This is a genomic window from Enterovibrio baiacu (genome assembly GCF_004120195.1).
Lineage (GTDB): Bacteria > Pseudomonadota > Gammaproteobacteria > Enterobacterales > Vibrionaceae > Enterovibrio > Enterovibrio baiacui.
In genome coordinates, this window is record NZ_SCHN01000019.1 from 66,747 (window position 1) to 84,578 (window position 17,832).

16 protein-coding genes are annotated in these 17,832 nt (G+C 49.8%); 6 read left to right on the top strand and 10 right to left on the bottom strand.

All coding sequences use genetic code 11. The annotated features are described in order from the left end of the window. Nucleotides 1-5: 5 nt before the first annotated feature. The gene (lysA, locus tag EQP46_RS19480) at nt 6-1,259 is read right to left on the bottom strand and encodes a diaminopimelate decarboxylase (RefSeq protein WP_129495222.1); all 1,254 of its coding nucleotides are present in this window, start codon (nt 1,257-1,259) and stop codon (nt 6-8) included. A 26-nt stretch (nt 1,260-1,285) separates the two neighbouring features. Then, the gene (gene lptM, locus EQP46_RS19485) at nt 1,286-1,456 is read right to left on the bottom strand and encodes an LPS translocon maturation chaperone LptM (protein WP_129495223.1); all 171 of its coding nucleotides are present in this window, start codon (nt 1,454-1,456) and stop codon (nt 1,286-1,288) included. Nucleotides 1,457-1,530: 74 nt separating this feature from the next. Between lptM and cyaY the strand changes: the two genes are divergently transcribed. After that, nucleotides 1,531-1,842, top strand: a complete 312-nt coding sequence (gene cyaY, locus EQP46_RS19490; protein WP_129495224.1) for an iron donor protein CyaY — start codon at nt 1,531-1,533, stop codon at nt 1,840-1,842. 96 nt (nt 1,843-1,938) lie between these two features. Here cyaY and EQP46_RS19495 read toward each other — a convergent pair whose 3' ends face one another. Continuing rightward, on the bottom strand, nt 1,939-4,491 hold the full coding sequence (locus EQP46_RS19495) for a class I adenylate cyclase (protein WP_476729642.1): 2,553 nt from the start codon (nt 4,489-4,491) through the stop codon (nt 1,939-1,941). Nucleotides 4,492-4,881: 390 nt separating this feature from the next. Between EQP46_RS19495 and hemC the strand changes: the two genes are divergently transcribed. The 4 genes from hemC to EQP46_RS19515 are packed head-to-tail and all read left to right on the top strand — an operon-like array spanning nt 4,882 to nt 8,993. After that, nucleotides 4,882-5,817 (top strand): hydroxymethylbilane synthase, encoded by a 936-nt coding sequence (hemC, locus tag EQP46_RS19500; protein ID WP_129495226.1) that lies wholly within the window; start codon nt 4,882-4,884, stop codon nt 5,815-5,817. Further along, nucleotides 5,814-6,587 carry a uroporphyrinogen-III synthase gene (locus EQP46_RS19505; protein WP_129495227.1) on the top strand — a complete coding sequence of 258 codons (774 nt, stop codon included), beginning with the start codon at nt 5,814-5,816 and terminating at the stop codon, nt 6,585-6,587. The genes hemC and EQP46_RS19505 overlap by 4 nt, the downstream gene beginning before the upstream one ends. Further along, nucleotides 6,571-7,797, top strand: a complete 1,227-nt coding sequence (locus EQP46_RS19510) for a uroporphyrinogen-III C-methyltransferase (RefSeq protein ID WP_129495228.1) — start codon at nt 6,571-6,573, stop codon at nt 7,795-7,797. The genes EQP46_RS19505 and EQP46_RS19510 overlap by 17 nt, the downstream gene beginning before the upstream one ends. Continuing rightward, nucleotides 7,794-8,993 carry a heme biosynthesis protein HemY gene (locus EQP46_RS19515; RefSeq protein WP_129495229.1) on the top strand — a complete coding sequence of 400 codons (1,200 nt, stop codon included), beginning with the start codon at nt 7,794-7,796 and terminating at the stop codon, nt 8,991-8,993. Before EQP46_RS19510 ends, EQP46_RS19515 begins: the two co-directional genes overlap by 4 nt. 592 nt (nt 8,994-9,585) lie before the next feature. Here the strand turns inward: EQP46_RS19515 and EQP46_RS19520 are convergent. Together EQP46_RS19520 and EQP46_RS19525 are read right to left on the bottom strand one after the other, a co-directional pair. Next, on the bottom strand, nt 9,586-10,356 hold the full coding sequence (locus EQP46_RS19520; protein WP_129495230.1) for a class I SAM-dependent methyltransferase: 771 nt from the start codon (nt 10,354-10,356) through the stop codon (nt 9,586-9,588). Between the two features lie 147 nt (nt 10,357-10,503). Beyond that, nucleotides 10,504-13,617, bottom strand: a complete 3,114-nt coding sequence (locus EQP46_RS19525) for an EAL domain-containing protein (RefSeq protein ID WP_129495231.1) — start codon at nt 13,615-13,617, stop codon at nt 10,504-10,506. A 161-nt stretch (nt 13,618-13,778) separates the two neighbouring features. Here EQP46_RS19525 and asnC point away from each other — a divergent pair, with 161 nt between their 5' ends. Continuing rightward, entirely contained in the window at nt 13,779-14,240 is a 462-nt protein-coding gene (gene asnC / locus EQP46_RS19530) for a transcriptional regulator AsnC (protein WP_017011875.1), read from the top strand. Nucleotides 14,241-14,399: 159 nt separating this feature from the next. On the opposite strand, the gene hemB is transcribed toward asnC, so the two are convergent. The 5 genes from hemB to tatA all read right to left on the bottom strand — a co-directional run bounded on the left by hemB (nt 14,400) and on the right by tatA (nt 17,789). Continuing rightward, nucleotides 14,400-15,455, bottom strand: a complete 1,056-nt coding sequence (gene hemB, locus EQP46_RS19535; RefSeq protein WP_129495232.1) for a porphobilinogen synthase — start codon at nt 15,453-15,455, stop codon at nt 14,400-14,402. Between the two features lie 42 nt (nt 15,456-15,497). After that, on the bottom strand, nt 15,498-16,277 hold the full coding sequence (gene tatD / locus EQP46_RS19540; protein ID WP_129495233.1) for a 3'-5' ssDNA/RNA exonuclease TatD: 780 nt from the start codon (nt 16,275-16,277) through the stop codon (nt 15,498-15,500). 130 nt (nt 16,278-16,407) lie between these two features. Then, nucleotides 16,408-17,148 carry a twin-arginine translocase subunit TatC gene (tatC, locus tag EQP46_RS19545; RefSeq protein WP_129495234.1) on the bottom strand — a complete coding sequence of 247 codons (741 nt, stop codon included), beginning with the start codon at nt 17,146-17,148 and terminating at the stop codon, nt 16,408-16,410. Nucleotides 17,149-17,186: 38 nt separating this feature from the next. Beyond that, entirely contained in the window at nt 17,187-17,555 is a 369-nt protein-coding gene (tatB, locus tag EQP46_RS19550; protein ID WP_129495235.1) for a Sec-independent protein translocase protein TatB, read from the bottom strand. A gap of 3 nt (nt 17,556-17,558) precedes the next feature. Beyond that, nucleotides 17,559-17,789, bottom strand: a complete 231-nt coding sequence (gene tatA / locus EQP46_RS19555; protein WP_017010919.1) for a Sec-independent protein translocase subunit TatA — start codon at nt 17,787-17,789, stop codon at nt 17,559-17,561. Between the last annotated feature and the right edge of the window lie 43 nt (nt 17,790-17,832).

The window sequence follows — 17,832 nt, forward strand, 5'->3', positions numbered from 1 at the left end:
ATCCTTTACTCAGGCAATACTTGCTCTAGTTCCCACAGTGACTCAAGCACTTCACGCTTACGCACTAAATGGGCAGTGTTACCATCAACCATGATTTCAGCCGCACGAGCACGCGAGTTGTAGTTCGATGACATCACAAACCCATACGCGCCAGAAGAACGCACCGCCAATAGGTCGCCTGGCTCAATGTTCAGTGCACGGTCTTTACCGAGGTAATCACCCGTTTCACAGATTGGGCCAACCAAATCATAGGTTTTCGGTTCGCCCGCACGCGGTGCAACAGGCACGATGTCTTGCCACGCTTGGTATAGCGCAGGACGAAGTAAATCATTCATCGCCGCATCAATGATGGCGAAGTTCTTTTCTTCGTTGTGCTTGAGGAACTCAACACGCGTCAGCAATACGCCTGCATTAGCTGCAATCGCACGACCCGGTTCAAACACCAACTCGATGCCTTGATGGTTCGATAAGCGGTCAAGCAAGGCTTTTGCGTAATCAGATGGCTCTGGTGGCTTCTCGTCATGATAGGTCACGCCCAAGCCGCCGCCCACATCAAGGTGAGAGATGTGAATGCCGTCTTGACCCAATTGGTCAATCAAAGACAACAAACGGTCAGTCGATTCAATGAATGGCGCAAGATCGGTGAGCTGAGAACCGATGTGGCAATCGATACCATGCACATTGAGGTTTGGCAGGCTGTTGGCGTAGTTATACACCTCACGCGCGCGGTCAAAGGCGATACCGAATTTGTTTTCTTTCAGGCCCGTTGAAATGTATGGGTGGGTTTTCGCATCAACGTCCGGGTTGATGCGAAGGCTAACCGGTGCCACTTTGCCCAACTCGCCAGCGACGTGGTTGAGGCGATCCAGTTCAGCTTCTGATTCCACATTAAAGCACTTGATGCCAAGCGACAGTGCGCGTGCCATTTCATCCGCTTTTTTGCCCACACCAGAGAACACGACTTTTGCCGGATCGCCACCTGCGGCCAATACACGCTCCAGTTCACCCAACGACACAATGTCGAAGCCTGAACCTAAACGCGCCAATACATTCAATACACCTAGATTGCTGTTTGCCTTCACGGCATAACAAATCAGATGCGGGTGATCGCCTACAGCACTGTCAAACGCATGCCAGTGACGCTCAAGCGTCGCACGTGAATAAACGTAAAGCGGCGTGCCGTATGTGTCAGCCAACTGCGCGAGCGGCAAATCTTCTGCCCACAGTTGTCCGTCATTCTGATAGTTAAAATAGTCCAACGTTGTCCTTCCCTGTCCAGATTGGGTTATGGCTGACTGGCGGCCTGAGGCTGTGTATCCTGAGTGGTATCCGACGTTGCTGGCGCAGAATTTTGCGCTGGTGCATCTTCCGGAAAGTAAAGTGGGCCTTGCTGACCACAGGCTGACAACACGGTGACGGCTGCCAGCACAAAGAATTTCAGGGTAGTTCGCATCATTTATGCCAGTGATCCAAAAGTTAATGCCCTCTATAATCGCATCAACACACTGAAAAGCAATAGGACGGAATGCAATGAACACAACCCAATACCACGAACTGGTTGATGCAGAATGGATGGCCATCGAAGAAGGCATCGACGAGAGTGGTGCGGATATCGATTATGAGACGTCTGGAAACGTACTCACCATCGATTTTGAAGACCGCAGCCAGATCATTATTAACCGTCAAGAGCCTATGTCAGAGATTTGGTTGGCGTCTCGCTCAGGTGGATTCCATTTCGCTTACAAAGACGGAAAATGGATTTGTAGCAAGTCAGGCATTGAATTCATGGACATGGTAAAGCAAGAGTGCAGCAAGCACGCTGGCGAAGACGTGAATTGGTAAGACGCGCATTATGGCGTTTGAAGAGATGCTGATAGCAGAACACGCTATCAGCATTTTTTTGCCGCACGTTTGGCAGCACAGGGAATCAGAGAAGGATCAACGCGACGCGTATTGTGACGTTTCTGCGTTCGCTTCGGCGCTACGCTGCCAAGGACCACTCTTATAAGGGATCACCTGAGCACGGCCATCGGCATGATGAATAATGTCGTAGAACTGTGGCAGGTTGAAGTTAACCGCTTGCCCTGTGAACGACACCTTGTCTTGTGACGACGTGTAGAAGCGGTTCACACCCTGCACCATTTCGTCTTTGTCACCGCTAAATTGGCGATACACTTCGACGCGATTGTTTTCATCTAGCACGTAAATATTGAAGCCTTGCTCGCAATCTTCGAAGAAGAATTGGATAAGCCCTTCACTCGCGTACGCATCAACCACTTCAGGCGGATGCACTTCACCGTCTTTATCAAGCACCACCACTGGCGAACCGTTGATTTTGTTGGTCGAGATAGAGCGGTAGAAATCGACAGAGTTTTCGAGTTTCTGCACAGACACGCCACGACGCTCAAAGAACAGGCCGAACGTTTGGTCTGCCACTCGAATCGCTTTAAAGCGACGGCGTTTTTCCTGATCAACCGGCTTCAAGCGCATATCAATACACTCTGCCACCAGTTGGTACACCAAGTTTCGGATCAAGCCACGCATTTTACCGGCATAGCAGAACACATCGACCGATTCAGGCGGAATGGCGTCTTGGTGCATTTTACCCAACAAGGTTTTCAACACATCCAGCATGGCGTTCTCACCCTTAAAGTTAAGGGTTCGCACTTCGTTCCAGCTGTTGCGGTAAACCAAGTCAACACTACCGACCAAACACTCTTGCTCTGGTCCATAGCTGAAAATGTCGGTGTTTTTAAAATCGAAACGTACAGCAGGCTGCTTGAGCTCAGACGTTGGGTCTTGCTCAAGGTTGATAAACAACGCCAGTTTGCGAATTTCACACGGGCTAGACAACGCCTGCAATGACGGCTGAGGACGGCGTACCGAGAAGGTGTTTCGCATGTCACTCACTAATTGATAAAGCTTATCAATGTCCACATTGCTGTTGCGCGCCACGGAGTGCAAACACGTCGATTCGGTCAACATGCCATTGAAATACGCCCATGCGACTAACTTCGACAAATAACGGTTATGTTCAAGGGGCGAACGGCCAATGATGTCGACAGGCTTGAGCGATTGCTTGTAGAGGTACCAACCCGGCGGGTTGCTACGGCCTTCTGGCACTTGAATCAAGGTCAGGTTCGGCTCATGCAAATCTGGCGACAATTGTGGGTTCAACAAGGTCACTTTGCCCGGCAGCACTTCGAACGCCGCATACAGCTTGCGCGCCAAAATACTGATGTCTTCAGGGCTAATTGCCGAGGTAATGTCATTACGACGCGCAAAGCGGATCAAGTTGCGGTAGCTCAACATCAGCGCTTCAAGCAGCTCGTTGTGGGCCTCTTTCACTTCTTCCACTTTCCAATTGCGGCGGTTATCTAAACGCGCAACGTCGTCTTGGCTCCATCCCCACTCACGGGTCAACACACACAGCACTTCACGACGCCACGGCACTGAGCCAGGCCCCGGTTCACGGGTGAGTTTCTCGTGGGTTTTTAGGTAGAAACAACGACGCACCAAATCCAAACGGCGGTGATCGTCAATACGCTCAAGGTAACGGGTGACCTTTTCTAGCATTAAGTAATACGCGTCAGATTGGTAAACATCTAACATGCCAGAATAAAAGCGGCGTTTGCCATCCACACTCAGAAGTTGCGTACCTGGGTATTCCCATGAGTACGCTTCGAGGAGGATAGCTTTCAGCACCGACTTGTAGGGTGAGTCGATACTCTTGTATAGCTGCCAAAGGCTTGAGCCGAAGTATTCTTCAGCAGGGATCGACGGCAATCCGCCAAAGTCGACCCAATCGTCGCGGCAAATTGCGCCGCTTGCGATCATCTCACCCACATACTCTTCGTAGCAATCTTCCATTTCTGGCGGCACGAGATACCACAGCAGTTGTTGACCTGCTAGGTGCAGCGCAGAGCGATAGAATTCATCGAGAAGAAGATAATGCTGGCTTGACCCACAGTTATCGGAGGTCATGGCTTGGGCAAGGTTTTTGCGGAAACGTTGTTCGCACATCACGAAGAAGTTCACTTCTACGCCTTGTGCCATCGCCCAATCTGAAATCATCGAACACTTGCTGTCGAGCATTGCACGCTGATCTTCGCTCACCCATTGCTGCACACACACCCAAATATCGAGGTCGCTCGACAGGCTTTGTCCCATAGAGGCGGTACTGCCCATGGAGAAAAGGCCTTTGATTGGGAATTCGTCAGAAAACGGTTTATCAGGGATCGCGGCATCGACGGCAAGTGCGCAGTCATTCACGAAATCGCGCTGCAAATCAGAAAGGGTAAAACGAGAAATTCCGTGGACGACGCTACGTTCCAAATAGCCCGGAATGGCTGGATGGTTAAAGTGCAGCAAGACAGGCAAAACGTTAAACACGTTAATGGCCTGTGAGTGCATAGCGCTTCGAGCACGTTCCAACCTTACTTGGTTGAAAGCATCGAGGCGCTCTATTTGCTGATCAACATAGTTTTGCAAGATAAACATCCAAAGTTGCCGACATCCGAGTCAACGTAGCGGGGGTCGAGAATAAAGAAGACATCGACACCCATGGACAAAAACGTGATCAATCTAACAGTTTTTCGCTGGAGCGTAAAGCGAGCAATGGTTTCTTGTTTTCCCATCACTTCGCTCACTATATGACCAAAACTGTGAGAGAGACAACACGCTATCTCAAAATAGATTCATAGGAAGGTGAACCGCGTTCTATTTCGCCTTCTGAATCAGCCCTAAAAAATAGATCCTCGTCACACAAGACTAGCCCATCCTGCCGCACTTCGCACGTTTTAACCTTCGCCATCACCTTCAGTTATCAAGGAAGATGAAGCGATGATACGATTAGCGTATTAGAAACAAATGGAAGCCAACATGAATTCAACACCGATCCGCATCGCGACACGACAAAGCCCGCTGGCTCTTTGGCAGGCAGAATACGTAAAAGCAGCCCTTGAATCTTCTCACCCAGGTCTGGTGGTTGAACTTGTGCCTATGGTAACCAAGGGCGACATCATTCTTGATACGCCATTGGCAAAAGTCGGCGGTAAAGGATTGTTCGTGAAAGAGCTTGAACAAGCCATGTTGGACGGACGTGCGGATATCGCTGTGCACTCCATGAAAGACGTTCCAGTAGAGTTCCCAGAAGGACTTGGCCTTGTCACGATTTGTGAGCGTGAAGACCCGAGAGATGCGTTTGTCTCTAACAAATACAACGGCTTTGCCGACCTGCCAAAAGGCGCGATTGTGGGTACATCAAGCCTGCGTCGCCAATGTCAGGTTCGCGAAATGCGCCCAGACCTTGTGGTGAAAGATTTGCGTGGTAACGTCGGCACACGTTTAGGCAAACTGGATAAGGGCGAATATGACGCCATCATTTTGGCCGCCGCTGGCCTAAAACGTCTGAACCTTCACGACCGTATTCGTGCTGAAATCGAACCCGAAGAGATTCTTCCTGCGGTCGGCCAAGGCGCTGTGGGCATTGAGTGTCGCCTTGATGACGAACGCGTTCGCACCCTGCTTGAGCCGTTGGCAGATGCTAACACCACGTTCCGCGTGTTGTGTGAGCGTGCCATGAACAATCGCCTACAAGGCGGCTGTCAGGTGCCTATCGGCAGCTACTCTGTGATTCAAGGTGATCAGATTTTCCTTCGCGCGCTTGTCGGCGAGCCTGATGGCAGCCAAATCATTCGTGGTGAAGTGACTGGCCCTCTTGAGAAAGCGGAAGAACTGGGAACAGGCCTTGCGGAACAACTGCTGGAAGACGGCGCTCGCCCTATTCTTGAAAAGTTGTATCAGGACGAAATATGACGGTATTGGTTGTTCGCCCAGCGCCTGCGAGTCAGGCGTTGGCTGATAGCCTAAACCAAGCAGGAATAAAGGCGCTGCCCGCGCCTTTATTGTCTTTTTCTGACGGTAAAGACCTGCACTCCCTCAGCGACACCTTGGCGGCATTGCCTTCCAATAGCGTGGTGGTCGCGGTAAGCCCTCGCGCGGTGGAGTACGCGCATCACCACCTTAACGCGCAACATCAGCCTTGGCGACGCGATTTGCACTATGTCGCCGTAGGGGAAAAAACCGCCGTCACATGGAAAGAACTTAGCGCCATCGAGGCTCACCTTCCCCACACCGAAGACAGCGAAGGCATGTTAGCGCTGCCTGTATTTTCTGCGCCCAGCACACTGTCGGTGCTTATTTTACGGGGAAACGGTGGCCGCGCATTGTTAGGGGAAACCCTTCACGCGCAAGGCGCGCACATCCACTATTTTGAAGCATATCAACGACACTGGGAGAGTGAGCACTTATCATCACTCACAGAGCAGTGGCGTCGTGAACATGTCGATACCATTGTGGTGACCAGTGGTGAGCAACTCTCACTTTTGTGTCAGACAATCTCAGAGTGTGACCAGCAATGGCTAAAAGAATGCCATATACTGGTGCCTAGCAAACGGATTTACAATCAAGCAATTGGCCTTGGTTTTTCCACGATTAGCTGTGTAAACAGTGCTGCCAACCGCACACTGTTTCACGTATTACACGAGATGAACAACTCGGGACATTCGGATGACAGACAAGAATAAAACATCAGGCACGGATAAAAACACGTCGGCGCCAGCATCCTCTTCAGGCAAGGAGACGCCTAGTTCGTCAAACACTGCTGCCAGCTCTCAATCCTCTAACAGCAAGCCTTCAAACGCTGAAAAGAAAACCACACCGACGCCGCCTGAAGCAAAACCTGCCAAAGAAGAAAAGCGTGGCGGAAACAAATTAGCAGCTGTTGCCATTATTTTGGTGATTGCGTTAGGTGCGGGTCTTTACTATCACGGCCACCAGCAGTCGAAGCAATACAATGCAGACATGTCGGCGTTGGCTTCCCAAGTTGATGCGCTGAAAAGTGCCCTAGCTGATAGTGAGCAACAAAACAAAGCGGCACTGGCCAGTGCGGCACAAAACACCCAAGTGCTTATCGAGCAACAAGACAAAACCATCACCAGCTTGCAATCTGCACTGGCTGATATGAAAGGTCGACGCCCGAACGATTGGTTGTTGGCAGAAGCGGAGTACTTGGTTAACCAAGCGGGTCGTCAGCTGTGGTTAGTGCATGATGTGCTAACCGCGACCACCCTGATGGAAAATGCTGATCAGCGTATTGCTGAGCTTAATGACCCGTCAATGACACCGATTCGCCAAGCCATGGCAAAAGACATCATGCAATTGAAAGCACTCAAGCGTATAGACCGAGATGGTCTGGTCCTGCGTTTGAACAGCCTTCAGCAAGAAGTTGATAAGTTGCCACTGGCCAATGCCATCATGCCGCACGCAGAAGAAGTAGCGCCAGAGACCGTCTCTACGGACGTCAGCGATTGGGAACAAAACCTGAAAGCATCCATGAATGACTTTGTCGGTAAATTCATCACTTACCGCAAACGCGAAGGTGATGTGGTGCCACTGCTGACACCCGCTCAAACCTTCTATCTGCAAGAAAACCTCAAAGCGAAGCTAGACCAAGCCATCACGGCGGTATATCGCGAGAATGGTCGTTTGTACTCAGAATCATTGAGCACAGCAAAAGCGTGGGCAGAACGTTTCTACAACCAAGACGCGAAATCGACAGAAGCCTTCATCACTACCCTGACACACTTGAGCGAGCAAACTATTTCGGTGAATTACCCGGAAGTGCTGCACAGCCAAGATTTGATCAGCGAAGCACTGTCTGAACGCTTGCGCCGTGATTTGTCGCCACTGCCAGCGGAAGCTGAGGTTCTCCCAACTGAGGAGAGCAGCCAATGATCAAAATTCTGTTACTGGTCATTGCGCTGATTGCAGGCTTAATCGTGGGGCCTGATCTTGCGGGCAACCAAGGTTATGTGCTGATCTCCGCGGCCAACCAGACCATTGAAATGAGTCTTACCACGCTGATCATTTTGGTCATCGCCGCGTTTGCTGCTTTTTTCATTCTGGAATTTATTCTGCGCAAACTGTTTTCGCTTTCCAGCTCAACCCGTGGTTGGTTCTCTGGTCGCAAAAACAAAAAGGCGCGCAAGCTAACCAACGATGGCTTAATGAAGTTGCTGGAAGGCGATTGGAAGCAAGCTGAGAAATTGGTTGTTAAAGGTGCATCACACAGCGATGCCCCTCTGCTGAACTGTCTTGCTGCCGCCGAAGCTGCACAAGGGCGTGGTGATGTTGAAAGCCGTGACCGCTACCTGCAAAAAGCGGCGGACTTTGGTTCAGACAATTTGGCGACATCGCTGACTCGCGCCAAACTTCAATACCGCCAAGGCCAATACGAAGAAGCACTCGCCAGCTTACAAGGTTTGATTGATGCACACCCGCGTAATGCGATTTTGCTGACACTGCTGAAAGACACCTATCTCCAACTGCAAGATTGGCAGGCGCTCCTTCGTTTATTGCCGTCACTGAGACGTGTTAAAGCACTCTCTGATGAAGAGGCACATAAGCTCGAGATGAAGGCGGAGTGTGGTCTGATGGCGCACATTGCGACCCAAAAAGGCAGCGATGGCTTGCTGGCGCACTGGAACAGTTTGTCTCGCGCTGCGCGCCAACAAACATCGTTGATTGCATGCTTGGTGAAGCAGTTGATTGCTCGCCGTGCAGATTCAGAAGCTTACGTGATTTTACGTGAAAACCTGAAAAAGCAGCCTGATGAGTCGTTGATAAGCTTGGTGCCTGAACTGACTCTGCCTGATTACCATCCGGTGATTTTAAAACTTCAAGAGCTGCTGCGTTACAACGAAAACAACCCAGTGACCAACAGCGCATTGGGGCAATTGTATTTTCGTGAAGGAAAATGGGCAGAGGCAAGACAGCATTTTGAGCGCGCATTGGAAGCACGCCCAGACGTGACCGATTACGCATGGCTGGTTGATACGCTAGAGAAACTCAATGAATCTGGCATCGCCAACAGTGTTTCACGTGAAGCACTGAAACTCGCCTTGCCTTTACCACCGACATCTTCATCGTAACATCGATAAACAGCCTGAATCTGGCGAAAAATATCACTGACAAAAAACGCCCAAATGGGCGTTTTTTTATTCACAAATTTAGCAAATTGACTGATAAACAGCCCCATGTGTTTCAAGTCGTTAATAATGATTAACTGCTATTTATGGCATATTGTTAAGCCAAGGTAACTGTTATCAAATAGAACGGTAACAAAAAATATAACGCTATAAATTTGTAAAGTGAGCTCGACTGATCATGGATATGTTACCTTGGATGATCATTTCAGGCCTGTTGGTATCGGTAGTTACCGGTCTGTTGACAGTACTGATGGTCAAAGGCATGGAGTAAACCCCACGCCCTTCTAACGCCTCCGATTCGGGGGCGTTATCATTTGTGCTTTATCTTCTTTTCGCTGTCCCTAATCACTTGAGTGATATGGGTTTGCACAGCACTTTCTTGGTATTCGCCACCCGTGCGCACTTCTTGCACACAAATTCTGGCTTTTTGACCAGCTTTGTCAGTTCAGACAAATCGCCTTCAATGTCTCGGCTCTTCCAGTCACACAATGTTTTTGCCAACGCATCGGTCTCCGTTTACTGCTTTTCTGCGTGATCAACGCATTGCCGCTTTTACATACACATCAAAGCGATTTTTCTTGGTTTCAATCTGCGTTGATGGCGTTTTTTCAGCCAGAAATTCTGCGTAGTCGGGACGCTTCACCACCACTCGCTTCGTCGCCAATTCATACGCTGGGGCAAATAAACCGTCAGCATCATTGTCAGCACCGACTAACGATTGGAAGACCCGCATTTCTTTTTTCACCAGCGCCGATTTCTTTTTATGCGGATACATAGGATCGAGGTACACAACATCAGGGCGGGTTAACGTGGTGTCATTGACCAGTTGATTTAACGCATCATGGCTCGATGCGTGCACCATGGATAACCGCTCACTGACCCAACCGCCGATATCCGCATCCGCTTTCGCCCGCGCCAATCCATCTTCAAGGAGCGCAGCCACCACGGGATGACGCTCAACCATTTGCACCTTGCACCCTAACGACGCCAAGACAAACGCATCACGCCCTAAACCGGCTGTGGCATCAAGCACTGTAGGTGTCGCGCCTTTGTTCAACCCGACAGCTTTCGCGATGGATTGCCCCTTTCCGCCACCAAATTTGCGTCGATGACCCGCAGCGCCGCCAACCAAATCAACGTATACCGCGCCCAATTTAGGCTCATCAAGCTTACGCAGCTCTAAACGGGATTCGGTTAAAACGAGGGCGAATATGGCATCCGCATCATGGGTAAGACCCCAACGCTGAGCAATCTCAGCCAGGGTATCTGTACGCGCTGGCGCGTCGCAAGATAAAGCAATGTGCACCTGAACTCTCCGGAAAAGTAATCTCGGCGAGTATATCAGGCTCAACCAAGGAACAAAGAGCAAAAACGCACCGCATCACGGTGAATCAGCCCATTAAAAAAGCAGCCCGTAAGCTGCATTTTGAGAAACAAACCCAAGGTCATGGCCTTAGCTCGTTGGCACATCCAAATGAATGCCCACATGATCTTCAATCAAGTGCTGCATCGGTTTAGGAATACTGAAGTGATAACCCTGCGCATAATCCACGCCGAGCGATTGAAGGCGCGTCAAGATGGTATCGTTCTCAACAAACTCCGCCACCGTTTTCTTGCCCATTTGGCTAGCAAGTTGGTGAATGGCTCGCACCATGACGTAATCCGTCTCGTCATCCACGATGTCTTTCACAAACTGGCCATCAATTTTGATGATGTCGACGGGTAAACGCTTGAGATAGCCAAAAGACGAAAGCCCTGAACCAAAATCATCCAGTGCAATGGTGCAGCCAAGCGCTTTCAATTTGGTAAACAGCTCTATCGCATCAGACAGATTACCGATAGCAGCTGTTTCGGTGATTTCCAAACAAATACATTTACTCGGCACTATGCTGTTTTGCAATGCATCGAGAAGGAAGGTAATGAAGCTTTGATCGCTCATAGAGCGGCCAGATAAGTTCACCGAAATCATCGCGATTTCATCAACAAAAACAGGGTGCGCTTCAAACCACCCCAAGGTTTTTTCAATCACACGTTTATCGATCAAGTGCGCCATGTTGTAGCGTTCGGCAGCAGGTATGAATTGCCCTGGCGCAACATGATTGCCGTCTTCATCACGCATTCTCACCAAGACTTCAAAATACATTTTCTCCTTCAGCCTTGAGGTCACGCTCACAATCGGTTGGGCATAAACCTCAAGCCTATCTTCAGCGAGCGCGGCGTAGATTTTATTTACAAACGCCATCTCACGCTCATGGCGGCGAAGTTCTTGGTCGTCAGGGCGATAAAGGTGCATTCGGCTCCGGCCATCATGCTTGGCGGCATAACAGGCCGTATCGACCTGCGCGTGCACTTGCTGTGGCGTACCCGCCGTTTTATCAATAAGTCGGATCCCAACGGAGCACCCTAACGCGAGGCGCGCATTGTCCCAATAAAAATCCATGCCGCTGAGCGCATCGAGAATCTTCTCGCCTTGCGCCAATGCCGCCACTTCATCACAGTGGTAACAAATCACCGCAAACTCATCGCCGCCAAGGCGCGCTAATGTCGCACCATGCGGCAAGATGCTGCGAAGCACCTGACCCGTTTGCTTGAGTGCCTCATCGCCCGCTTCATGCCCCACGGTGTCGTTAATGACGCGGAACTGATCAAGGTCGATATAGAACAAAGCATGCACCGATTCGGTGTCTGCCGATTCTTGCAGCGCATCCACCAGCCGCATTTCAAAATAGGTGCGGTTAAGCAGCCCCGTCAGAAAATCATGCTGCGCTTGATAACGAAGCTGCGACTCCATACGGCGGTTTTCGGTGATGTCTTCCCCAACCAGCAGCAACTGTGATTTCACTTGCGTTGAACGCACACTCTCGCGTATCCAACGCTCTTGGCCATCACTGGTGACATAGCGAATATCACGACGCCAGATGCCAAAGCGTTCACGATTGTTTTCACTCACGAGGGATTGCGGCGGCAGACTTTCATCAGCATAGAACTCGGTCACTTTGTGCCCAAGCATATGGCGCTTGGAAAAGCCTAGCCATTCGGACGCACACTGGTTAACGGACTGAATGCGAGATTGCTGGTCGATGGTCAGCAACATAACGGGTTGCTGCTCATAGAGCATGCGATACTCCACTTCGCTGCGCTGTAGCTTTTGCTCAGCATTTTTACGTTGGCTGATATCACGGGCTTCAAACAGAATTTGCGCATCGGCATGGCTGTGATCAGGCAGGGCTTTGAGCGCAACATCCAGTATGACTTCGTTTTGCTCTTCAGAAATAAGGCAGATTTCAAAGCGGCTGGTTTGCCCTTCAATCAAAGACTCTATATGAAGCTTTAAGCGATCGGCACTAAGCCAATCAGACCAACGCCAAATTGGCAGCATTTCACGCGACAGCATGTCGGGAAACAAGAATTGAAAAGCACTGTTTGCTGAAACAACACGGCCGCGATAATCCAGCATGGCGATGTATTGGTGGCTTTGATCAAATACGCCTTTGAACAAGGCACGGCTTTGTGCCAATGCACGCTCGCCCTGCCGCTGTTTATTCATCTGCTTGGTCATCATGGCAATGATAATGCCCGAAATGAACATGATCGCTAAGCTGCTCAGCACGGCATCTTGGTTCGCTACCCAGAACGAAGGTGGGCGATCAACGACAATGGCATCAGAAAATTGGGACACATCAATCGCACTGCGCTTTGCGGTGTCGTATTGAAACATCAATTGGTTTGCATCGTTGACCACGGTCGGCATGGTGTATTTCCTCAGTGCATCGACCAGCAATGATGCCTGCACTTCACCATGATATTCGCCATCCACCATGATGCCGCCGATCACACCGTAAGGCAGCATGAAACTGCTCGCGCCGTAGATCGGCACCACTGCCGAGGCTGATACTTGGCGCAGCAAATCGCTATGTTCCATGAACGCACCGCTCGCATCTTTAAAATACGAGACAAAAAACACCACATCACCCGCTTCAAGGGCTGATATCCGCGTCACTAGCTCCTCAAATCGCATGTTATGAAGGCGATTTACACTGACATCCAGTTCGGGTGCGCCATCGAGTTGCTCTTCGATGGCATTCCAATATTGGCTGCTTGAATAGCCATCATCTAACGCAACCCAAACCCGTTTTGTGTCTGGATGAAGGGTTTTAATCAACGCGATGTTATCAGGCACGTTAATCAGTTCTTTTACACCGCTTAAACGAGGGATGTTCTCAAAGGATTGTGCGGTATCTGTGTTAAGGCCTGAAAAGATAACGGGCGTGTCGCCGATCGTGTGGCCCAGCTCATCAACAAGCCAAAGCGCAGCATTATCTGTGGTTAATATCGCGTCGTAGTGGTGATCTTGTAGGCGAGCTTGATAAAGTTGTTTAAGTTGCGTGAGGTAGTTGGGTGTTTGAATGCGTTTTGTATCAAGATAGGTATGTTCAACCACAATATCCTGCCCTTCCACCCCCTTTTCGATTCCTTTGACGAGCGATTCAGTCCAGAAAAAGTCAGGGTGATAAGAATGGATAGCAAGGACCTGATCAGCAGCCAATAGAACGCTACTTTTCAGCATCAACACCAAAAGAAGAAAACACTTAATTATCTGATGCATAAGAAATGGATTTGGATGATTTCATCACTGTGTGAAATGTCAGTACACCGTATTGGCTAGACAATGAAGTGGTCAAGTTTCATGCACGAAAACTGCGGGTAACATGGAGTTTAGCGATACCAATGAATGAAATTGTTAAGTTAGATGATTTAGATCGTCAGATACTTCACACCTTGATGAGCGATGCAAAAGTCCCTTACGCAGAGATGGGTAAACGCTTTTCCGTTAGCCCGGCAACGGTTCACGTCCGCGTCGAAAAAATGAAAGCCGCGGGCATTATTACGGGCACGGAAGTGCTGGTGAACACCAAAGCACTGGGTTATGACGTATGTTGTTTTATCGGTATTAATCTCTATGCCGCCCGTGATTACCACTCAGCGATCGAGAAATTGCAGCAACTGGATGAGGTGGTTGAAGCCTATTACACGACAGGGGCGTACAACATTTTCGTTAAACTGATGTGCCGCTCAATCGAAGAACTGCAATATGTGCTGATCGACAAACTACAAGCGATCGATGAAGTGCAATCAACCGAAACGCTGATCTCGCTACAAAATCCCATTAAACGGAATGTCGCACCTTAAAGCGAGAAGCGAGAAGCGAGAAGCGAGAAGCGAGAAGCGAGAAGCGAGAAGCGAGAAGCGAGAAGCGAGAAGCGAGAAGCGAGAAGCGAGAAATTTTAAAGCTCAGAATGAAAAATGCCAGCGTAAGCTGGCATTTTGTCTTTGGGAGGGCGCGAAGTATTACTCTGCACTTTCCTGATTCGGTAAATCGGGAATGTCCATTTGTTGGTCTTCCGCTAACCATCGCGCGACGTCTTTGGCAAAGTAGGTCAGGATGCCGTCTGCACCAGCGCGTTTGAAGCACATGAGTGATTCCATGACGGTTTCACGCTCGTTCAGCCAGCCATTTTGTGCGGCGGCTTTGTGCATCGCATACTCACCAGACACTTGGTAGGCAAAGGTTGGTACTTTCAATTCACTCTTCACACGACGAACCACATCCAGATATGGCATGCCTGGCTTCACCATGACCATGTCCGCACCTTCGTTAACGTCCATGGCCACTTCGTGGATCGCTTCGTCGCTGTTTGCTGGATCCATCTGATAGGTTTTCTTGTTGCCACCTTTCAGGTTGGCCGCTGAGCCGACAGCATCACGGAACGGGCCGTAGTATGCAGACGCATACTTGGCAGAGTACGCCATGATTTGCGTATGAATATAACCTGCCTCTTCCAGCGCCTCACGGATCGCACCAATGCGGCCATCCATCATGTCTGACGGTGCCACGATATCCGCACCCGCTTCTGCATGAGACAACGCCTGCTGAATCAGCACGCTAGTGGTTTCATCATTCAACACATAACCGTCTTCATCCGTCAGTCCATCCTGACCAGACAAGGTGTACGGGTCGAGCGCCACATCCGTGATCACACCCATTTGCGGCACGTGCTCTTTCAGCAAACGCACCGCACGCTGCACAAGACCTTCAGGGTTATGTGCTTCATTGGCGTCTGCCGATTTGAATTCTTTTGGTACAACCGGGAATAGTGCAATCGCTGGCACGCCCAAGGTCGCCAAATACTCTGCTTCATACAGCATCAGGTCGATAGACAAACGCTCGATGCCGGGCATGGATTCAATGCTCTCGCGACGGTTTTTGCCCATCAGAATGAACATTGGGTAAATCAGATCACTCGCGGAAAGTTGGTTTTCAGCCATCAAACGGCGGCTAAAGTCATGCTTGCGCAGTCGGCGCATACGACGGGCCGGAAACGCGCCCTGAGTGGATACAGTCATGGCATCCTCCTTAATCCAAATGCTTTGAACGCATCATAGCGCTTACAGTCTGAAGAATCGACGACTGTTCTGTGTGGTTATTGTGATCAACTGCTCAGTGTCCTGCTGACGCAATGTCGCGATCTCGCGAGCAATATGTGGCAAGTAACAGGGTTCGTTACGACGTGATTTCGGCTTTGGTGAGAGATCCCGCGGCAGCAAATACGGCGCATCAGTTTCGATCATCAAACGGTCATCGGGAATCAAAGGCACGATATCGCGCAGCGCTTGCCCGCGTCGTTCGTCGCAAACCCACCCTGTAATGCCAATGTGTAAGCCCAACTCAAGGCTCGCTTTCAGTTCGTCTTCTGAGCCCGTAAAACAGTGCAGAACCGCACCTGGCAGTTTGCTTATCCACGGCGAGAGAATGGCCATGAAACGCGCATGAGCATCACGACAGTGCAGAAAAACCGGCATATTGAGTTCTGCGGCTAACGCTAAGTGCGCTTCAAAGACAGCTTCTTGCTGCGGCCTGGGTGAAAAGTCGCGATTAAAGTCCAAGCCACACTCACCGATTGCGACAACGTGAGGCAACGCGGCCAATTCACGAATGCTCGGTAAGGATAAGTCCTCAACGCTTTTTGCATCATGAGGATGGACGCCAGCGGTGGAATACGCAAACCCCGGATACTGCTCCGCAAGCTTTGCCGCAGCAGGGCTGGATTCCAGATCTGTGCCCGTTAATACCATGGCGGTGACACCCGCTTCCTGAGCGCGAAGAACCACCTCTTCGCGATCGGCATCAAACTGGCTGCTGGTGAGATTCACTCCAATATCAATCACTGTGTCTGTCCTTTATTCAAACGGGGTGCAAGCTGCGAAACCTTGATGCAAATTCATGATTTCAGATAAAGAAAAAGCCAGTATAAAACTGGCTTTTAGGGAATGAAAACGCTTAATTCTGACCTTCACTTTATTCTTCGTTGAGGTCTTCACGCGGCTTGTAGAAACGCGAGAAGAACAAACCCACTTCGAACAATAAACACATTGGAATGGCCAATAAGGTTTGCGAAATGATGTCTGGCGGCGTGAGGAACATGCCCACCACGAATGCTGCAACAATGATATAAGGACGCTTTGTACGCAGCTCGTCAGGATCGACCGCGCCTGTCCATACCAACAAAATGATGGCAACAGGGATTTCAAAGGCAATACCAAAGGCCATAAACAGGGCCAAGATGAAATCCAAGTAACTCGCAATGTCAGTGGCAATTTCGACATCCACGGGGGCAATTGACGTAAAGAAGCCAAAAACCAGTGGGAACACAACGAAATACGCAAAGGACACACCGCAATAAAACAGCAGTGAGCTCGAAGCCAGTAAAGGCATGATCAGACGCTTCTCATGCTTGTATAAGCCAGGTGCGACAAACGCCCATACTTGGTACAAGATCATAGGAACCGCAACGAATACCGATACCACCAGCGTTAATTTGATTGGCGTAAAGAAGGGCGATGCCACATCTGTTGCAATCATGCTGGTGCCTTCAGGCAAGCGATCTACCAACGGCGCAGAAATAAAGGTGTAAATGTCGTTGGCGAAATACACCAAACCTAAAAACACCACCAGCACGGCCAACAAAGCACGTAACAGACGGTCTCTTAGTTCGACAAGATGACTAATGAGCGGTTGGGTATCTTCTACAGATGACATAGTAACTCGACAAAAACTAGAGCCCTAAAAGAAAACCGTTAATCGGTTTTATCTTTCGCAGGGCTGGAAGCATTAGCAGCATCGGTGTTGGCAATTGACTCGCCAGCACTTTTATTGCTGTAAGGACGTTGCACGTCTTCAGCTGCTTTTTTTAGCTCATCAACAGACTGTTGTAGATCTGGTGATAGGTTTTGCATTCCCATCTGCTCGGCTTTTTTCAGGTTATCTTGCAGCTCTTGAATCTTGAGTTCTTGCTCAAGTTCATCGCGAACAGACCCTGCCATTCTTCGTGCCGCACCAATCCAGCGAGACACATTACGAATAGCCACAGGTAACCTTTCAGGGCCGAGAACCACCAGACCAACAACCGCGATCAGGATCAGCTCCCAAAAACCGATATCAAACACGGATTATGCCTGCTCTTTGTCTTTCGCTTCGCTTTTCTGTGCAGTGCTGTCTTTTTCTTCCAGTTTTTCCTGAACGAAGTCAGCGTCTTTTTTCTCGTCGTCAGTCATGGCTTTTTTGAAGCCCTTCACGGCTGAACCGAGATCACCGCCAATGTTACGCAATTTCTTCGTGCCGAATAAAAGAACAACGATCACTGCGACAATAAGCAGTTGCCAAATACTAATACCACCCATGCTAGTGCTACCTCTGCGTTATGTGGTGTAAAAAAAGTAACAG